Raw genomic sequence first — 14,812 nt, 5'->3', positions numbered from 1 at the left:
AAAAAGCCGCCAGCATCGCGCCTGCTTTTACTTGCAGCTTGCGGCTTACAGCTTACCGCTCAAAAAAAGGCGCCTTTGCGGAGGGGCTTTGAAAGACCAAAACAAAAAGGGCGATCCTTTCGGATCGCCCTTTTTGCTGTACCGCCAACAGGAGCGGTGATGTTTGGTAGGCACAATTGGACTCGAACCAACGACCCCCACCATGTCAAGGTGGTGCTCTAACCAACTGAGCTATGTGCCTGCTGTGGGGCGGCATTCTACGCATTTGGCTGGGGCTGTCAACAGCTGGGTTAAAGAAAATCTGCAAAAGAATCAGCGACTTCAAAAAGCGCGTGGCATCCGACATGGAAACGGAGCACACACGACGTCTGGCACGCTCGTTACTTCTTGATCCAGTACAGCACTTGCCCAAGGAAATCGTTTCGGCTGAGTCTCGGCGGCTGGCGATGCCACCCCGGCGCTCGCCAGTAATCAGCCACCATTTGACCAATCCAGGTTGCGCGTTACCCTATCGCAACCTATAAGAATTATAGGTAAATAAATGAGCCGTCAGCCTTTATGGACAAAGCAACAGCTCGAGAAATTTGTTCACTTGCTGGCCAGGGACTCGGCGAGGGTGGTTTTCACCGGGCATTGCCTGGAGCGAATGGAGCAACGTGAGGTCTCCACGATCGAGGTGCTGTCCTGCCTGCGTCGCGGAGTCATCATCCGCGGGCCGATCTACAGCGCAGAGCACCAGAGCTTCGAGTTCCGCATGCGCGAACGGGCGCCACGGGACACCGTCTGCGTCGTGGCAGCGGTGAAACCGGTGGCGATACCTGGTGAGCTTTTCGCCATCACCGTATGGGAGATTTGAAATGTACGAATACACCGGCTGCGGCCTGAACGGGATCTTTCTGAAGAACGGCTACAAGGCCGTCGAGACCCCCTATGGCGATGGCGTAGCCATTGAAGACCTCGACGGCCTGCACCGGGCCATCGCGGGAGATATCCTGAGCCAGACAACCCCGATGTCCGGGCACCAGTTGCGCTTTTTGAGAAAGGAGCAGGACCTGGTCCAGAGCGAATTGGCCGCCCTGCTCCGCGTCGATGTACAGACGGTGGCCAACTGGGAGAAGAAAGGCCTGGAGGCGGTTCCGGGACCGGCGGATGTGGCGATGCGCGCCTGTTACTGCGCGTATGTTCAGGTACGCTTCGGGCCTGTGATTGTCGATCCAGGCGCAAAGACCGATGAATCTGCGGTCTTCGAATGGAGTGATCAGGAGTGGGTCGAGCGAGCCGCCTGAACGCGGGAATTGCGAACCGGGCAAGTGAAAGCAAGAAGGGCGACCCTCTCGGATCGCCCTTCTTGCTTGACCGCCAACAGGAGCGGTGATGTTTGGTAGGCACAATTGGACTCGAACCAACGACCCCCACCATGTCAAGGTGGTGCTCTAACCAACTGAGCTATGTGCCTGCTGTGAGGCGGCATTCTACGCTTTCGGCAAAGTGTGTCAACGATTTTTTCGGCTAAACCACTGAATAATAGAAATTTTTTACCCGAACCCCAGGCCCGGCCCCGGCTTTCAAGGGATTTCGTCAGCCCGGCTGGCGAGTGTTCATTATTGTTGATAGGATTGACGCATCCGTAAAAAATACAAAACACACAACTACAAAGTCACAGATTAGAGGTTCACCGCGCATGGCCACCATCGCCTACCCACAATCGTACTACGCCGCCTCGGCCAATCCGGTACCCCAGCGCCCCGCCTTGCAGGAAGAAGTCCAGACCGACGTGTGCGTGATCGGCGCCGGCTATACCGGCCTGTCCAGCGCCCTGTTCCTGCTGGAGAACGGTTTTAGCGTCACCGTCGTGGAAGCCGCCAAGGTCGGCTTCGGCGCTTCGGGCCGTAACGGCGGGCAGATCGTCAACAGCTACAGCCGCGACATCGATGTCATCGAACGCACCGTCGGCCCGCGCCAGGCGCAGTTGCTGGGCGAAATGGCCTTCGAGGGTGGACGCATCATTCGCGATCGCGTGGCCAAGTACAACATCCAGTGCGACCTGAAGGACGGTGGCGTGTTCGCCGCCCTGACCAGCAAGCAGATGGGTCACCTGGAATCGCAGAAACGCCTGTGGGAACGCTTCGGCCATAAGCAACTGGAGCTGATGGACGCCAAGCGCATCCGTGAAGTGGTGGCCTGCGACAACTACATCGGCGGCATGCTCGACATGAGCGGCGGCCATATCCACCCGCTGAACCTGGCGCTGGGCGAAGCCGCCGCCGTGGAGTCCCTGGGCGGCAAGATCTACGAACAGTCCCCGGCCGTGCGTATCGAGCGCGGTGCCAACCCGGTGGTGCACACCCCGAACGGTCGCGTGCGGGCCAAGTTCATCATCGTTGCCGGCAACGCCTACCTCGGCGGCCTGGTCCCGGAGCTGGCGGCCAAGTCCATGCCGTGCGGTACCCAGGTGATCACCACCGAACCGCTGAGCGATGAACTGGCGCGCACCCTGCTGCCTCAGGACTACTGCGTCGAGGACTGCAACTACCTGCTCGACTACTACCGCCTGACCAGCGACAAGCGCCTGATCTTTGGCGGCGGCGTGGTCTACGGTGCCCGTGACCCGGCGAACATCGAAGCGATCATCCGGCCGAAGATGCTCAAGGCTTTCCCGCAGTTGAAGGACGTGAAGATCGACTTCGCCTGGACCGGCAACTTCCTCCTGACCCTGTCGCGCCTGCCGCAGGTCGGCCGGATCGGCGACAACATCTACTACTCGCAAGGCTGCAGCGGCCATGGCGTGACCTACACCCACCTGGCCGGCAAGGTCCTGGCCGAGGCCCTGCGTGGCCAGGCCGAACGCTTCGACGCCTTCGCCGAACTGCCGCACTACCCATTCCCGGGTGGGCAGATGTTCCGTGTGCCGTTCAGTGCGATCGGGGCCTGGTACTACAGCCTGCGGGATCGTCTGGGGGTTTAAGCAGCAGGTTCATCTCTGCAGCCTGACCCGGCCCTATCGCTGGCAAGCCAGCTCCCACAGGTATGGTGTACACCACTAAACCTGTGGGAGCCGGCGTTGCCGGCGATGAGGCCCTCGAAAGCAACACAAGGCTCAGCGCCCGATCGCCTCCACCGCCTGCCGCGCCGCCTGCTCCTGCCCCGCCTGCGCCAGATCATTGGCCGCCTTCAACCAGCGCTGCCGATCCACTCCGGCCGGCAACTGCTTCGGCTTCTGCACCAGCACCGCCCAATTCCCTTCCTTGCCCCAGGCCGATTCGAACGAGTCGAAGTCCATCAGCATCCGCCGACTGTTCCCCGCCCGCAGCAGCACCCGTTGCTTATAACGATCAAAGCCCACCAGCAGCCCGTAACGCGGCTCGCTCCAGAATGCCGAACCTTCCTGGAAACGCATCAGCACCGGGTTCCCCGCCGACACCTGGGTCAGCAATGCCGCCAGGCTGTGATCAAGCGGGTACACCACCATCCCGTACTGCCGCGCCGAGTTTTCCACCGCGGCCTGCAGTTTCTCCGGCTGCCTGGGCAACCCCAGCATCCCCGGCGTTACCCGCACGCCCTGCTGCGACAGCAAGGCCGCCAGCGCCATAGGCGCGCTCTGGTCGGCATTGCCCCGGTAAAACGGCACGGCCGTGAGCTCGACCCGTTGCGGCAATTGCTTGAGATCGCCAGACGGCTGGCTGGCACAACCGGCCAGTCCGGCGGCGAGAAGACAGGCCACCAACAGGCGGCGCGGGGTGATGGAAAGGATCGGCATGAGTCCTCGCTCGAAGGGGGCAAAGGTCCGATCATAGGCCGACGGACGGCATCGGTATAGCCCGCGCCGGGCTTGGAACAAAGCGGTCTAGCACTTGGACCTTCGGTCAATAGCCTGAAATAACTGACCGTCTAGACTAAAGGGGTGTCTGAACTACAGGTATCGCCTGTATTGAAGAAGGAGGCACCCATGAGCCTGACCATGGCTATCTTCATGATGATCGCAGCCTGGCTGAGCATCGCCGTTGCCATGCTGTGGGGCGTGCTGCGCATCGCCCGTCGCCATCACCTGCACCACCAGGCCCCGCAAGCGCCGGCCAAACCTGCTGCCCTGACGCATCACCGGGCCCCGCGTCGCCACGCCAACGCGCACTGACCCCAATAAAAAAGGGGCTCCACAAGGAGCCCCCAAACTACAGCACGCAACAGATCCGGTTGATCAGGCCTCGCTGGCCTCACGGCGCTGGCGAGCCCTGCGCGACATGATGTTCAGCACCTCGATCGCAGTGGAGAAGGCCATTGCCGCGTAGACGTAGCCTTTCGGTACGTGGGCGCCGAAGCCTTCGGCGATCAGGGTCATGCCGATCATGATGAGGAAGCCCAGGGCCAGCATCACCACGGTCGGGTTGTCGTTGATGAACTTCGCCAGCGGGTCGGCGGCGACCAGCATCACGATCACGGCACTGATCACGGCGATGATCATGATCGGCAGGTGTTCGGTCATGCCCACGGCGGTGATGATGCTGTCCACCGAGAAGACGATGTCGAGGATCAGGATCTGGCCAATGGCCGCCGCGAAGCCCAGGGTAATGGTAGACGACGCTGCGGATTCTTCCTTGGCCCGTGGGTCCACGCTTTCATGGATTTCCTTGGTGGCTTTCCAGAGCAGGAACAGACCACCGGCGATCAGGATCATGTCCTTCCACGAGAAGCTGTGACCGAGGATATCGATCACCGGTTCCGTGAGCTGGACGATCCAGGCGACGGTGCTGAGCAGCGCCAGGCGCATCACCAGGGCCATGGAGATACCGATGCGACGGGCTTTGGAGCGGAATTGCTCGGGCAGCTTGTTGGTCAGGATCGAGATGAAGATCAGGTTGTCGATACCGAGGACGATCTCCATGGCCACCAGGGTGGCCAGGGCGACCCAGGCGGTCGGGCTTGCAGCGAGTTCCAGCAGGTATTCCATGAATCAGGTCCTGATAGGGGGTTATTGGAAAAAATAGATCAGATTTTCTGACCGTCAGCGTCCTTGCTCTCTTCTTTCTCCGCTTTCTCCGTGCCGGTGGCTTCGCTCAGCGCCTGCTGGGCCGCTTCGTTGGTCTTGTCGATCGCTTCCTTGGCCGACTCGGCGGCCTGGTTGAGCGCCTGCTGGGCGGATTTCTCGACCTGGTCGCAACCGCTCATGGCGAACAGGGCCATGACCAGCACCAGCGGTGTACCTATGGATTTGAGATAGAGCATGTCGTCCTCACTGGAAATACGTCAGCGCCGGAAAAAGTGACGCCGCAATGGAGAGGCATTCTATGGATGCTGAAACATCAGGAAAATTCGTATTTTCAGCGGTTATACTTCGGTTTTTCCGAATCGGGGCTTGCCATGCTCAATTACCGGCAACTGCACTACTTCTGGGTCGTGGCCAAGACCGGCAGCATCGTCCGCGCCTGCGAGCAACTGAACCTGACCCCGCAAACCATCAGCGGGCAGATCAGCCTGCTGGAGCAAACCTATGGTATCGAGCTGTTCAAGCGGGTCGGCCGCCAGCTGGAACTGACCGAAACCGGGCGCCAGGCGCTGTCCTACGCCGAGCCGATGTTCCAGATCGGCGGCGAGCTGGAAGCCATGCTGCGGGCGCAGCCCAACGAGCAGCAGGTGCTGTTCCGGGTCGGGGTCGCGGATGTGGTGCCAAAGTCCATCGTCTACCGCCTGATCGCGCCGACCATGGAACTGGCCGAACCGCTGCGCATCAGCTGCCGCGAGGACAAGCTGGAACGCCTGCTCGCCGACCTGGCGATCCAGCGCCTGGACCTGGTGATCTCCGACAGCCCCATGCCCGGCCACCTGGATATCAAGGGCTACAGCCAGAAGCTCGGCGAATGCGGTATCAGCTTCCTCGCCACGCCAGAACTGGCAGCGCGCCAGGCCCTGCCCTTCCCCGCCTGCCTGCACCACGCGCCGCTGCTGATCCCCGGTCAGGAAACCATGGTGCGCAACCGCCTGCTGCGCTGGTTCGCCGAGCAGCAATTGCAGCCGCGGATCGTCGGCGAATTCGATGACAGCGCCTTGATGCAGGCTTTCGGCAAGTCCGGCAGCGGCATCTTCATCGCCCCCAGCGTGATCGCCGAAGAGGTCTGCCGGCAGTATGACGTCGAGCTGATCGGCCAGACCGACGCGGTCACCGAGTCGTTCTACGCCATTTCGGTGGAGCGCAAGGTCAAGCACCCTGGCATCGTCGCCATCACCGAGGGCGCCCGCCGCGAGCTGTTCAACTGGCCACTGGCTTGAAGCGGCTCAGCCACAGGGCCAGGGCCACCGCCAGGCCGATCAGCAGTGCCGCGACATAACCGACGCTGCCCAGCCCCAGATGGTCGATCACCTGGCCGCCGATCACCGCGCCCAGGCCGATGCCCAGGTTGCCCCCGGCGATGTTCAGCGAGGCGCCGAAGGCCGCCGCCGAGGGCGCGGCCTTGATCACCCGCACATGGCTGACCAGGAACAGCGCCGCCTGGCTCAGGCCCCACAGGGCCAGGGCAAGGATCAACCCGAGCGGCGACTGAATCGCCGGCACCACCACCAGCAGGGCGATCACCAGCAGCGAGCTGAACCCCGCCGACGCCAGCAGCGGATGACGATCCACCGCCCGGCCGCCGAGGCTGTTGCCGATCAGCCCCACCGCACCGAAGCCCATCAGGTACCAGCCGACCAGCTTGCCGTCGAAACCGGCCAGGCGCTCCAGCAGGTCTGCCAGGTAGGTGTAGGCGGTGAACATGCCGCTGAACACCAGCACCGACAACAGCACATGGCCTTGCAGCAGGCGCCCGCGCAGTACGCTGAACTGGCTGCGCAGCGAGGTCGATTCGCTCTTGCGCGGCGTGTGTGGCAGAAAGCCCCAGAGCAGCAGGGCCTTGGCCAGAGCCAGCAGAGCCAGAAGGCCGAATGCTACGCGCCAGCCCCAGGCATCGCCCAGCAGCGTGCCCAAGGGAATGCCGAAGACCATGGCGCAGACCACACCAAAGCTGATCTTGCTGATCGCCCGCCCGGCGTAGGCCGGCCCGACGATATCCACCGCCGTCTCGCTGGCCAGGGACCAGAACACCGGCAGACCAAGGGCCGGGATCAACCGCGCCAACGCCATCACCCAGTAGTTGGGCGCCAGCGCGGCCAGCAGGTTGGAGGCGGCAAAGAGCAGCAAGACCCCGACAAACAGCCGCTTGCGCTCGAACCGTGCGCACCAGGCGGTGAGGAACGGCCCGAAGGCGGCCACGGTAAAGGCGAACAGGGTTACCAGCAGCCCCGCCTGGGGGATGCTCACGTCAAGGTCGCGGGCGATTCCCGGCAGCAGGCCGACGATCAGGAATTCGGTGGTCAGTACGGTGAAGCCGGCTGCGGCCAGCAACAGAATGGGCAGGAACATCCAGACTCCAACAGTGAGCGCGTCGGCTCGAAACGGCCGCGCATGGTAACAGTGGTGCCGCCCGCGGACCTACCGGCGGACGGCACCTTGGGTTGCGGCAAGCACTCTGTGCTAGAGTTCCGCCCTTTTTTCCGGCCGGTCTGCGGCCTGCACACGCCCGAGAAGCACTTTTATGCTGCCCGTTCTGAACCTGATCAACCGCACCAGCCTGGTGCTGCAAATCATCATCGGCCTGGTCGCCGGTATCGCCCTGGCCCTGCTCGCCCCGGAGCTGGCTGCCAACCTGGCGTTTATCGGCAAGGTCTTCGTCAGCGCCCTGAAAGCAGTGGCGCCGATCCTGGTATTCGTCCTGGTGATGGCCTCGATCGCCAACCACAAGCAGGGCCAGCAAACCCATATCCGCCCGATTCTCGCGCTCTATCTGTGGGGCACCTTCGGCGCGGCGGTGGTCGCGGTGGCGGCGAGCATGCTGTTCCCCTCGACCCTGGTGCTGAATACCGGCGAAGCGCAGATGAGCGCGCCCGGCGGCATCACCGAGGTGCTCCAGGGCCTGCTGCTCAGTGCCGTGGACAACCCGGTCAATGCCCTGGTCACCGGCAACTTCATCGGCATCCTGGTCTGGGCCATCGGCCTGGGCATCGCCGTGCGGCATTCCGGCGACACCACCCGCACCGTGCTGGATGACCTGTCCAACGGCGTGACGATGATCGTGCGCGTGGTCATCCGCTTCGCCCCGCTGGGCATCTTCGGCCTGGTCGCCTCGACCCTGGCCCAGTCCGGCCTCGACGCCCTGCTTGGCTACCTGCACCTGCTGGCGGTGCTGATCGGCTGCATGCTGTTCGTGGCCCTGGTGATGAACCCGCTGATCGTCTGGTGGAAGATACGCCGCAACCCGTTCCCGCTGACCCTGCTGTGTCTGCGCGAGAGCGGCATCACCGCGTTCTTCACCCGCAGCTCGGCGGCGAACATCCCGGTCAACCTGGCCCTCAGCGAAAAGCTCGGCCTGCATGAAGACACCTACTCGGTCTCGATCCCCCTCGGCGCCACCATCAACATGGCCGGCGCGGCGATCACCATCACCGTGCTGACCCTGGCCGCCGTGCATACCCTGGGCATCAGCATCGACCTGCCGACCGCCATCCTGCTCAGCGTGGTCGCGGCGGTCTGCGCCTGTGGCGCCTCGGGCGTGGCCGGCGGCTCGCTGCTGCTGATCCCGCTGGCCTGCAGCCTGTTCGGCATTCCCAACGAGGTGGCGATGCAGGTGGTGGCGGTGGGCTTTATCATCGGCGTGCTCCAGGACTCGGCGGAAACCGCGCTGAACTCGTCCACCGACGTGCTGTTCACTGCGGCGGCCTGCGAAGCCGAAGCCCGGCGCGGCTGATCCCCGTCAAGACCGATGGCCCCGCGCCATCGGTCGCTTGTGTTTTACCCGCCTGCGCCCCTAGGCTAGGACCCTTTTCCCGCAAAGAGACAGGGCCATGTCCGACGAGCACGATACTTCCGCCACTGCCCGCTTCACTCCCGCCGAAGTGCGCATCCTCGGCTCGCTGATCGAGAAACAGGCGAGCAATCCGGAAACCTATCCCCTGACCCTCAACGCGCTGATGCTGGCCTGCAACCAGAAGACCAGCCGCGAACCGGTGATGAACCTGACCCAGGGCCAGGTCGGCCAGAGCCTGCGCAACCTCGAAGGCCAGGGCCTGGTGCGCCTGCAGATGGGCAGCCGCGCCGACCGCTGGGAGCAGCGGGTGGACAAGGCGCTGGAGCTGGTGCCGGCGCAGTTGATCCTGATGGGCCTGATGTTCCTGCGTGGGCCTCAGACCTTGAACGAGCTGCTGAGCCGCAGCCAGCGCCTGCATGAGTTCGGCGATACCGAGGAAGTCCAGCACCAGCTGGAGCGCCTGATCGCCCGGGATCTGGCCTTGCACCTGCCGAAGCAGGCGGGGCAACGGGAGGACCGCTATACCCATGCGCTGGGGGATCCGGAGGAGATCGAGGCGATTCTGGCGGCGCGGCAGCAAGGGCCGGAACGGGTGGCCAGTGGGGTGTCGGCGGAGCGGATCGAGGCGCTGGAGGCGCGGATTGCGGCGCTGGAAGAACGATTGGCGCGGCTTGAGTGATAAATTGAACTTGAGGGCCCTATCGCTGGCAAGCCAGCTCCCACAGGTTCGGCGGCGCACGCGGTCACTGTGGGAGCTGGCTTGCCAGCGATGAGGCCCGAAAGATCAGCCTCTAACCCCGGGCGTAAGCCACCGCCAATTCCACCTGCTCCCGCGTCGGCCGCACCCCGGTATAAAGAACGAACTGCTCCAGCGCCTGCAACGCAATCACTTCCAGCCCGGTAATCACCCGCTTGCCCCGCGCTTCGGCAGCGAGGATCAGCGGCGTTCGCGCCGGCATCGCCACCACATCGAAGACCACCTGCGCCGCATCGATCAACGCCTCGGCGAACGACAACTGCTGCGCCTCCACCCCACCGGCCATGCCGATGGGCGTGACATTCACCAGCAGCGCCGCCCGCAGATCCCCGACCTCGGCCCGCCATTCATAGCCACAGTTCGCCGCCAGGCGCCGCCCCGCCTCTTCATTGCGAGCAACGATGACCCCGTCAGTGAACCCGGCATCGCGAAACGCACAGGCCACCGCCTTGGCCATGCCGCCGCTACCGCGCAACACCAGCGCAAGCCGCGGATCCAGCCCGTGCTCGTCAATCAGCTGGCGCACCGCGATGTAGTCGGTGTTATAGGCCTTCAGATGCCCGCCGTCGTTGACGATGGTATTCAACGAATCGATGGCCGCCACCGACGGATCCAGCTCGTCCACCAGGGCGATACTGGCTTCCTTGTACGGCATCGACACCCCGCAGCCGCGAATCCCCAGGGCGCGGATCCCGCCAATGGCACCCGGCAGGTCCGCCGTGCTCATGGCCTTGTAGTAGTAATCGAGCCCCAACTGCGCATACAGGTGATTGTGAAAGCGCACGCCGAAGGTGCCGGGGCGGCCGGCCAAGGACATGCACAGGACGGTGTCTTTGCTGGGGGTCATGACGAACTCCGGAAAACCACGAAAGCCGACAGTATGCCCAATACCGCTGATCGGCCCTTACAAAACCTTTACCCAGCACCCCGGCGAAACCTTTCGAAATACTGGTCATAGTGGTATCCCCGACCCGTTGTACGGGCGGTGTTATGCCCTGCGAGGAATCATCATGAACCGTCATATCCCCGGTATCGCCCTGCTGATCGGTGCCCTGGCCCTGTCCGGACAAGCCTCCGCCCATGGCGGCGGCGGTTGGGGTGCAGGCCCGGTCATCGGCGCAGCCGTTGTGGGTGCCGTGGTCGGTGCTGCCGTTTCCGGCGGCCGCGACCGTACCGTGGTCGTCGAACAACCGGCCTACTACCCACCGCCGCCACCGCCGCCGGTGTACTACCAGCCACCGCCCGCCCCGGTGGTGTATTACCAGCCCTATCCCGTGGTCGAGCGTTATGTACCGGCACCGCCGCCGCACTATCGCCGCTACTACGGCCCGCCGCCGGTCTATTACGGCCCGCCGCGCTGGTAGTGGATTTCATCAATGAACACTATTGAGAACACTGATTTCACCGCAGCCGAGGCGCGACGTAAGGTAGCAGCCATGACCCCAGAGGGAACACTCACCATGGCCACTATCAGCATCATGTCCGTCGTCGGCAGCGCCGTTCCACCCGCCTTGAGGGATGTCGGACTGCTGGTCTGCTGGTACCTGGTACGTGACGGCGAAAAGATCGGCGGCCCGATCCTTTCGCTCCCCGACGCCGAAGCGAAAGCCCGCGATATTGCCGAGCAGTCGTTCGAAGCCTAGGTCCACCGACTTTCCCTTGTGCGTTGCTCCGCACACCTCCCCTTGCCCCGCCTCCATGGCGGGGCTTTTTATTTGGCTTGCCGCCTACAGCCTCGCGGTGTCCTCCAGCAGTTGTTCGACCACCAGGCGCAATGCCTGCGCCTGGCTGGCACCGCTCTGCCGGGCCAGGGCGAAGGTGGTCAGTTGCCGATCGGCGCTGGTGCCGAACAGCAGGATCGAGGCGGCCCGGGTGAACGCCTGGCGCGCTTCGTCGGACGCCGGCTGCAGGATGTTCAGGGTTTCCTCCAGCCACTGCTGTGCCGTGCGCGAGCCACCGCCCTGGTCGAGGTACTGCCCGCGTCGTCCCAGGCGCATGGCCCGCCAGTAATTTTCCTGCTCGCGCCAGAGCGCACGCGGGTCCGGCGCCGGGCAGGGACCGGGCTGACGCACCGCCCACTCGACCATTTGCCGGAACAGCGCCGCGATGCACAAGGCGTCCTCCAGCCGCGGGCAGGCATCGCTGATGCGCAGTTCCAGGGTCGGAAACCGCGATGACGGCCGCAGCGCCCACCAGCAATCGGCATCCGCGCGCAGCGAACCGCTGTCATGCAGGAACCCCAGGTATTCTTCGTACGCGGCCCAGTCCGGCAAAGGCTCCGGCAGGCCCATGCGCGGCCATTCACCGCAGAGCACCCGTCGATAACTGCAATAGCCGCTGTCCTGGCCCTCCCAGAACGGCGACGAAGCGCTGAGCAGCAACAACAGCGGTAACCACTGGCGCACCCGGTTGCTCACCGCAATGCGATCGACCTCCGGCGGCACCGCGACGTGCACGTGCAGCCCGCACACCACACTGCGCCGGGCCACCTGTCGATAGTCCTCGAACAGTTGCCGATAATGCGCTTCGGCGGTCGGTCGTTGCTGGTTCCAGCCACCGGGCGGGTGGCTGCCGGCGTTGAGCAAGCCCACGCCTTCGCCAGACAAGCGCAACGCCAGGTGTTCCCGCCGTGCCGCAAGGAAATCCCGGGCCTGGGCGGTGCTGTCGAACACCGGCGACACCAGCTCGATCTGGCTGCGAAACATCTCCGGGGCGAAATGTTCGCCGAACACCTCGCGACACAGCGCCAGGACCTGCGGCGACGGTTCGTCCAGCAGGCGCCCGCTGTCCAGGTCCAGCAGCAGGTACTCTTCCTCGATACCGAAGGTGCAGCCCATGTTCAGGCCCGCCGGGTCACGGTCAGGGCCACCGCGGCAATGCGCTCGACCCCTTCGTAGCCCGGCTCCTGCAACTGTTCGCCGAACACGTCCGGGTCCACTTCCTCGTAGAACCACGCCCATTGCGGCGAGTCGAGGAGGTCGCGCAGCGCCTCGAGAAACGGGTCCTGCCCGTCGACCATGGCAACCCCGGTATACAGCAGCAGGCTGCCGCCGGGCGCCAGGCGTTCCAGCGACTCGCGGACCATGCGCAGCGATAGTCCTTCGCCCAGGCACCCGCCGCCATGCCGGTAGGTGCGCTGCCGGGCATCGAGCATATAGGGCGGGTTGGCGACGATCAGGTCGAACTGGCCAGTGATGCCCTCCAGCACATCGCTGTACTCCACCGAGACATTGGCCAGCTCGGCCAGGGCCACGTTCACCGCCGAGTAGCGCAGCGCCAGGGGATTGATATCCAGCGCGCTGACCTGGGCATGAGGCCGCGCCCGGGCGATCAGCAGCGCACCGACCCCGGTGCCGCAGCCGATCTCCACGGCGTGCTGGATCGGCGCCGGGTCATGTTGCAGCCAGGCCTCGATGACCCGGGCGAAGCGATAGCTATCCGGGCCGAAGAACACCGCATCGGCGGTATCGGTAGGAAAACTCGAATGCACCAGCAGCAGGTCATGCACGCTGGACCAGCGCACCTGACTGCGCAGCAGCCCGTCATGGGGCCTGACGATCCCGGCCTGGCGCATGTGCTGGAGCTCGTCCGGCGACAACAGCGATTCGCCGAAGGGCAGGTTCCAGCCGAATACATCGCGCAGGGTCGGCGCCGCGCGCGTGCCGGCGCGTTGCTGATAATGCTGCTGGGTCAACGGCGTGACGCAGGTAAAGCGATAGCCATCGGCATGCAGGCGCCGGCCCAGGTGCAGCAGGGCCTCGTCGCTCTGGCGCTGCTCATCGGTCAGTTGCATGGCTATGTCCTCCTTTCAGGCCGGTCAGTTGAATATAGCGGCGGGTCGCGGCGAGGCCTTGCGGCGTAGCATGCCGATCGCCGGCCATCTGCTCGATCAGGCGGTCGATCGGCAGATCGGCGGCGAGCTCCGGCAGCGCCACCTCCGGGAACAGCACCGGGATGGAGGGGGTTTTCGGCGGCGTCCAGGCGCCGGCGATCCAGTCGTGCAGCAACTGCTTTTCATAGGGACTGAAGACCCCGAACATCGCCGCCTGCGGGCCTTCGACCAGATGCCAGAAGCGGCTTTCGGCGGGATCGCGATCGCGCAGGATCCAGCGCTGGCGTTGCAGCACCTCGAGAAAAGCCGGGAAGCTGCCGGCTGCCGACAGCCACTCGTTCACCGTGCGCCCGTCGAAACGGCAGCGATCCGAGTGCAGGTGCTGGGCAAAGCTGCGCTTGCGCTCCAGCGCCGCCAGCAGTTCGCTTTCCAGATCGAAGCCGGCGGCCACGTCCATCGAGCCCGCCCCAAGGTCGTTGAGGCGATAACCTCGGGCGAGGCGCTTGTAGAAGGCCTCGCCCCCCTGCTCGGGCCAGAACTGCTGTACTGCTTCCAGCGCCTTGTTGGCGTGGCCGGTGCTGGCGTTGTCGATGGTCACGTGCAGGCGGAAATAATGCGGGTCGATACCCAACTCTTGCAGTTCATGACTGCTGATCAGCAAGTGCAGGGGCAGTTGTTCATAGCCGAGGTTGTAACCCAGCACTTCCGGCAGGAAGGCTTCGCTGTTCGCCCCCAGCGCCAGTTGCAGGGCGCCTTGCAGGTAGCGGTCGTCGGCCAGGGGTACGGGTTCGTGACAGCCCTGTTCGGTGAGCAAGCGACGATAGATCACCACATGATTGCAGGCCGGATCGCCATCGCCCAGTTCCTCCAGGTAGATGCGGATCAGCCCGTGGTAACGCGGGTCACCCCAGTGCTGCAGTACCCCATGCAGCCAGGCGCCATCGACCGCCTTGGTCGGGCTCACCTGCTGAAGGAAATACAAGGCCTGGGCGCGGTTGGCGAACATCTGCCGGGGCGCACCGGCACGGCGTTGCTGCAAGTACTCGGCGTAAAGCCGGGCAACCTGCGCATTGCGCTCTGCAATCCAGGGGCCGAGCTGGTCGGGAGTGGCCGGCAGATCATCGCCGAGGGTTTCGGTACGACGCAGTTGCTGCGCCAGCCACTGCTCGCTACCTGCAACGTCTCCGCGCAACAACGCAAAATAGCGTGATTCAACAGTCTCCCCCTGTACTGCGGGACGGACCTCGACTCCGCTCAGTTCTGGCATTCGAACCATGAGATATTCCCCTGCACAAGCTGTTGGCTGGTTATGCAAGGGAGGAGTAACACGCAGGACAAGTTCAGAATGATTGCACCGCCGCAGGATAGGAGGTTTAGCGCTTTTTAGGCGTG

At 64.0% G+C, this 14,812-nt stretch carries 17 protein-coding genes and 2 tRNA genes; 9 read left to right on the top strand and 10 right to left on the bottom strand.

The genetic code is table 11. The annotated features are described in order from the left end of the window. Window positions 1–164: 164 nt before the first annotated feature. A tRNA-Val gene (locus tag PSEMO_RS31995) sits at window positions 165–241 on the bottom strand. Window positions 242–541: 300 nt separating this feature from the next. Here PSEMO_RS31995 and PSEMO_RS31990 point away from each other — a divergent pair. Together PSEMO_RS31990 and PSEMO_RS31985 are read left to right on the top strand one after the other, a co-directional pair. Next, complete coding sequence (locus tag PSEMO_RS31990) at window positions 542–856, top strand: DUF4258 domain-containing protein (protein ID WP_075806856.1); 315 nt, start codon at window positions 542–544, stop codon at window positions 854–856. 1 nt (window position 857) lies between these two features. Beyond that, window positions 858–1,286, top strand: a complete 429-nt coding sequence (locus PSEMO_RS31985; RefSeq protein ID WP_075806855.1) for a helix-turn-helix domain-containing protein — start codon at window positions 858–860, stop codon at window positions 1,284–1,286. Window positions 1,287–1,379: 93 nt separating this feature from the next. On the opposite strand, the gene PSEMO_RS31980 is transcribed toward PSEMO_RS31985, so the two are convergent. Next, a tRNA-Val gene (locus PSEMO_RS31980) sits at window positions 1,380–1,456 on the bottom strand. Between the two features lie 225 nt (window positions 1,457–1,681). Here PSEMO_RS31980 and PSEMO_RS31975 point away from each other — a divergent pair. After that, window positions 1,682–2,965, top strand: a complete 1,284-nt coding sequence (locus PSEMO_RS31975; protein WP_075806854.1) for an NAD(P)/FAD-dependent oxidoreductase — start codon at window positions 1,682–1,684, stop codon at window positions 2,963–2,965. Between the two features lie 132 nt (window positions 2,966–3,097). Here PSEMO_RS31975 and PSEMO_RS31970 read toward each other — a convergent pair whose 3' ends face one another. Further along, complete coding sequence (locus tag PSEMO_RS31970; RefSeq protein ID WP_075806853.1) at window positions 3,098–3,757, bottom strand: hypothetical protein; 660 nt, start codon at window positions 3,755–3,757, stop codon at window positions 3,098–3,100. A 189-nt stretch (window positions 3,758–3,946) separates the two neighbouring features. Here PSEMO_RS31970 and PSEMO_RS31965 point away from each other — a divergent pair, with 189 nt between their 5' ends. Then, complete coding sequence (locus PSEMO_RS31965; protein WP_075806852.1) at window positions 3,947–4,132, top strand: hypothetical protein; 186 nt, start codon at window positions 3,947–3,949, stop codon at window positions 4,130–4,132. A gap of 63 nt (window positions 4,133–4,195) precedes the next feature. Here PSEMO_RS31965 and PSEMO_RS31960 read toward each other — a convergent pair whose 3' ends face one another. Next, complete coding sequence (locus PSEMO_RS31960; protein ID WP_075806851.1) at window positions 4,196–4,945, bottom strand: TerC family protein; 750 nt, start codon at window positions 4,943–4,945, stop codon at window positions 4,196–4,198. A gap of 38 nt (window positions 4,946–4,983) precedes the next feature. Continuing rightward, entirely contained in the window at window positions 4,984–5,220 is a 237-nt protein-coding gene (locus PSEMO_RS31955) for a hypothetical protein (RefSeq protein ID WP_075806850.1), read from the bottom strand. Between the two features lie 135 nt (window positions 5,221–5,355). Here PSEMO_RS31955 and nhaR point away from each other — a divergent pair, with 135 nt between their 5' ends. Then, window positions 5,356–6,261, top strand: a complete 906-nt coding sequence (gene nhaR / locus PSEMO_RS31950; RefSeq protein ID WP_075806902.1) for a transcriptional activator NhaR — start codon at window positions 5,356–5,358, stop codon at window positions 6,259–6,261. Here nhaR and PSEMO_RS31945 read toward each other — a convergent pair. Then, window positions 6,242–7,390, bottom strand: a complete 1,149-nt coding sequence (locus tag PSEMO_RS31945; RefSeq protein WP_075806849.1) for an MFS transporter — start codon at window positions 7,388–7,390, stop codon at window positions 6,242–6,244. The genes nhaR and PSEMO_RS31945 overlap by 20 nt on opposite strands. 172 nt (window positions 7,391–7,562) lie before the next feature. On the opposite strand from PSEMO_RS31945, the gene sstT reads away from it, so the two are divergent. Further along, the gene (gene sstT, locus PSEMO_RS31940; RefSeq protein ID WP_075806848.1) at window positions 7,563–8,771 is read left to right on the top strand and encodes a serine/threonine transporter SstT; all 1,209 of its coding nucleotides are present in this window, start codon (window positions 7,563–7,565) and stop codon (window positions 8,769–8,771) included. A gap of 97 nt (window positions 8,772–8,868) precedes the next feature. Next, complete coding sequence (locus tag PSEMO_RS31935) at window positions 8,869–9,510, top strand: YceH family protein (RefSeq protein WP_075806847.1); 642 nt, start codon at window positions 8,869–8,871, stop codon at window positions 9,508–9,510. Window positions 9,511–9,622: 112 nt separating this feature from the next. Here PSEMO_RS31935 and PSEMO_RS31930 read toward each other — a convergent pair whose 3' ends face one another. Continuing rightward, window positions 9,623–10,435: a shikimate 5-dehydrogenase gene (locus tag PSEMO_RS31930; RefSeq protein ID WP_075806846.1), complete on the bottom strand. Its 813-nt coding sequence runs from the start codon at window positions 10,433–10,435 to the stop codon at window positions 9,623–9,625. A 163-nt stretch (window positions 10,436–10,598) separates the two neighbouring features. On the opposite strand from PSEMO_RS31930, the gene PSEMO_RS31925 reads away from it, so the two are divergent. Both PSEMO_RS31925 and PSEMO_RS31920 read left to right on the top strand, forming a co-directional pair. Continuing rightward, entirely contained in the window at window positions 10,599–10,952 is a 354-nt protein-coding gene (locus PSEMO_RS31925; RefSeq protein ID WP_075806845.1) for a hypothetical protein, read from the top strand. 96 nt (window positions 10,953–11,048) lie between these two features. Continuing rightward, window positions 11,049–11,231 carry a hypothetical protein gene (locus PSEMO_RS31920; RefSeq protein ID WP_075806844.1) on the top strand — a complete coding sequence of 61 codons (183 nt, stop codon included), beginning with the start codon at window positions 11,049–11,051 and terminating at the stop codon, window positions 11,229–11,231. An 84-nt stretch (window positions 11,232–11,315) separates the two neighbouring features. Here PSEMO_RS31920 and PSEMO_RS31915 read toward each other — a convergent pair whose 3' ends face one another. Genes PSEMO_RS31915 through PSEMO_RS31905 form a run of 3 tightly spaced genes read right to left on the bottom strand, consistent with a single transcriptional unit; the run spans window position 11,316 to window position 14,687 of the window. Beyond that, window positions 11,316–12,425 carry a carboxylate-amine ligase gene (locus PSEMO_RS31915; RefSeq protein WP_075806843.1) on the bottom strand — a complete coding sequence of 370 codons (1,110 nt, stop codon included), beginning with the start codon at window positions 12,423–12,425 and terminating at the stop codon, window positions 11,316–11,318. A gap of 2 nt (window positions 12,426–12,427) precedes the next feature. After that, window positions 12,428–13,381 carry a methyltransferase gene (locus PSEMO_RS31910; protein WP_075806842.1) on the bottom strand — a complete coding sequence of 318 codons (954 nt, stop codon included), beginning with the start codon at window positions 13,379–13,381 and terminating at the stop codon, window positions 12,428–12,430. Next, window positions 13,365–14,687 (bottom strand): iron-containing redox enzyme family protein, encoded by a 1,323-nt coding sequence (locus PSEMO_RS31905; RefSeq protein ID WP_372239156.1) that lies wholly within the window; start codon window positions 14,685–14,687, stop codon window positions 13,365–13,367. Before PSEMO_RS31905 ends, PSEMO_RS31910 begins: the two co-directional genes overlap by 17 nt. Window positions 14,688–14,812 lie beyond the last annotated feature (125 nt).

The organism is Pseudomonas putida (assembly GCF_001941965.1).
Lineage (GTDB): Bacteria > Pseudomonadota > Gammaproteobacteria > Pseudomonadales > Pseudomonadaceae > Aquipseudomonas > Aquipseudomonas putida_L.
Note: the sequence above shows the minus strand (reverse complement) of the source record. Positions and strands in the feature narration are given on the sequence as shown.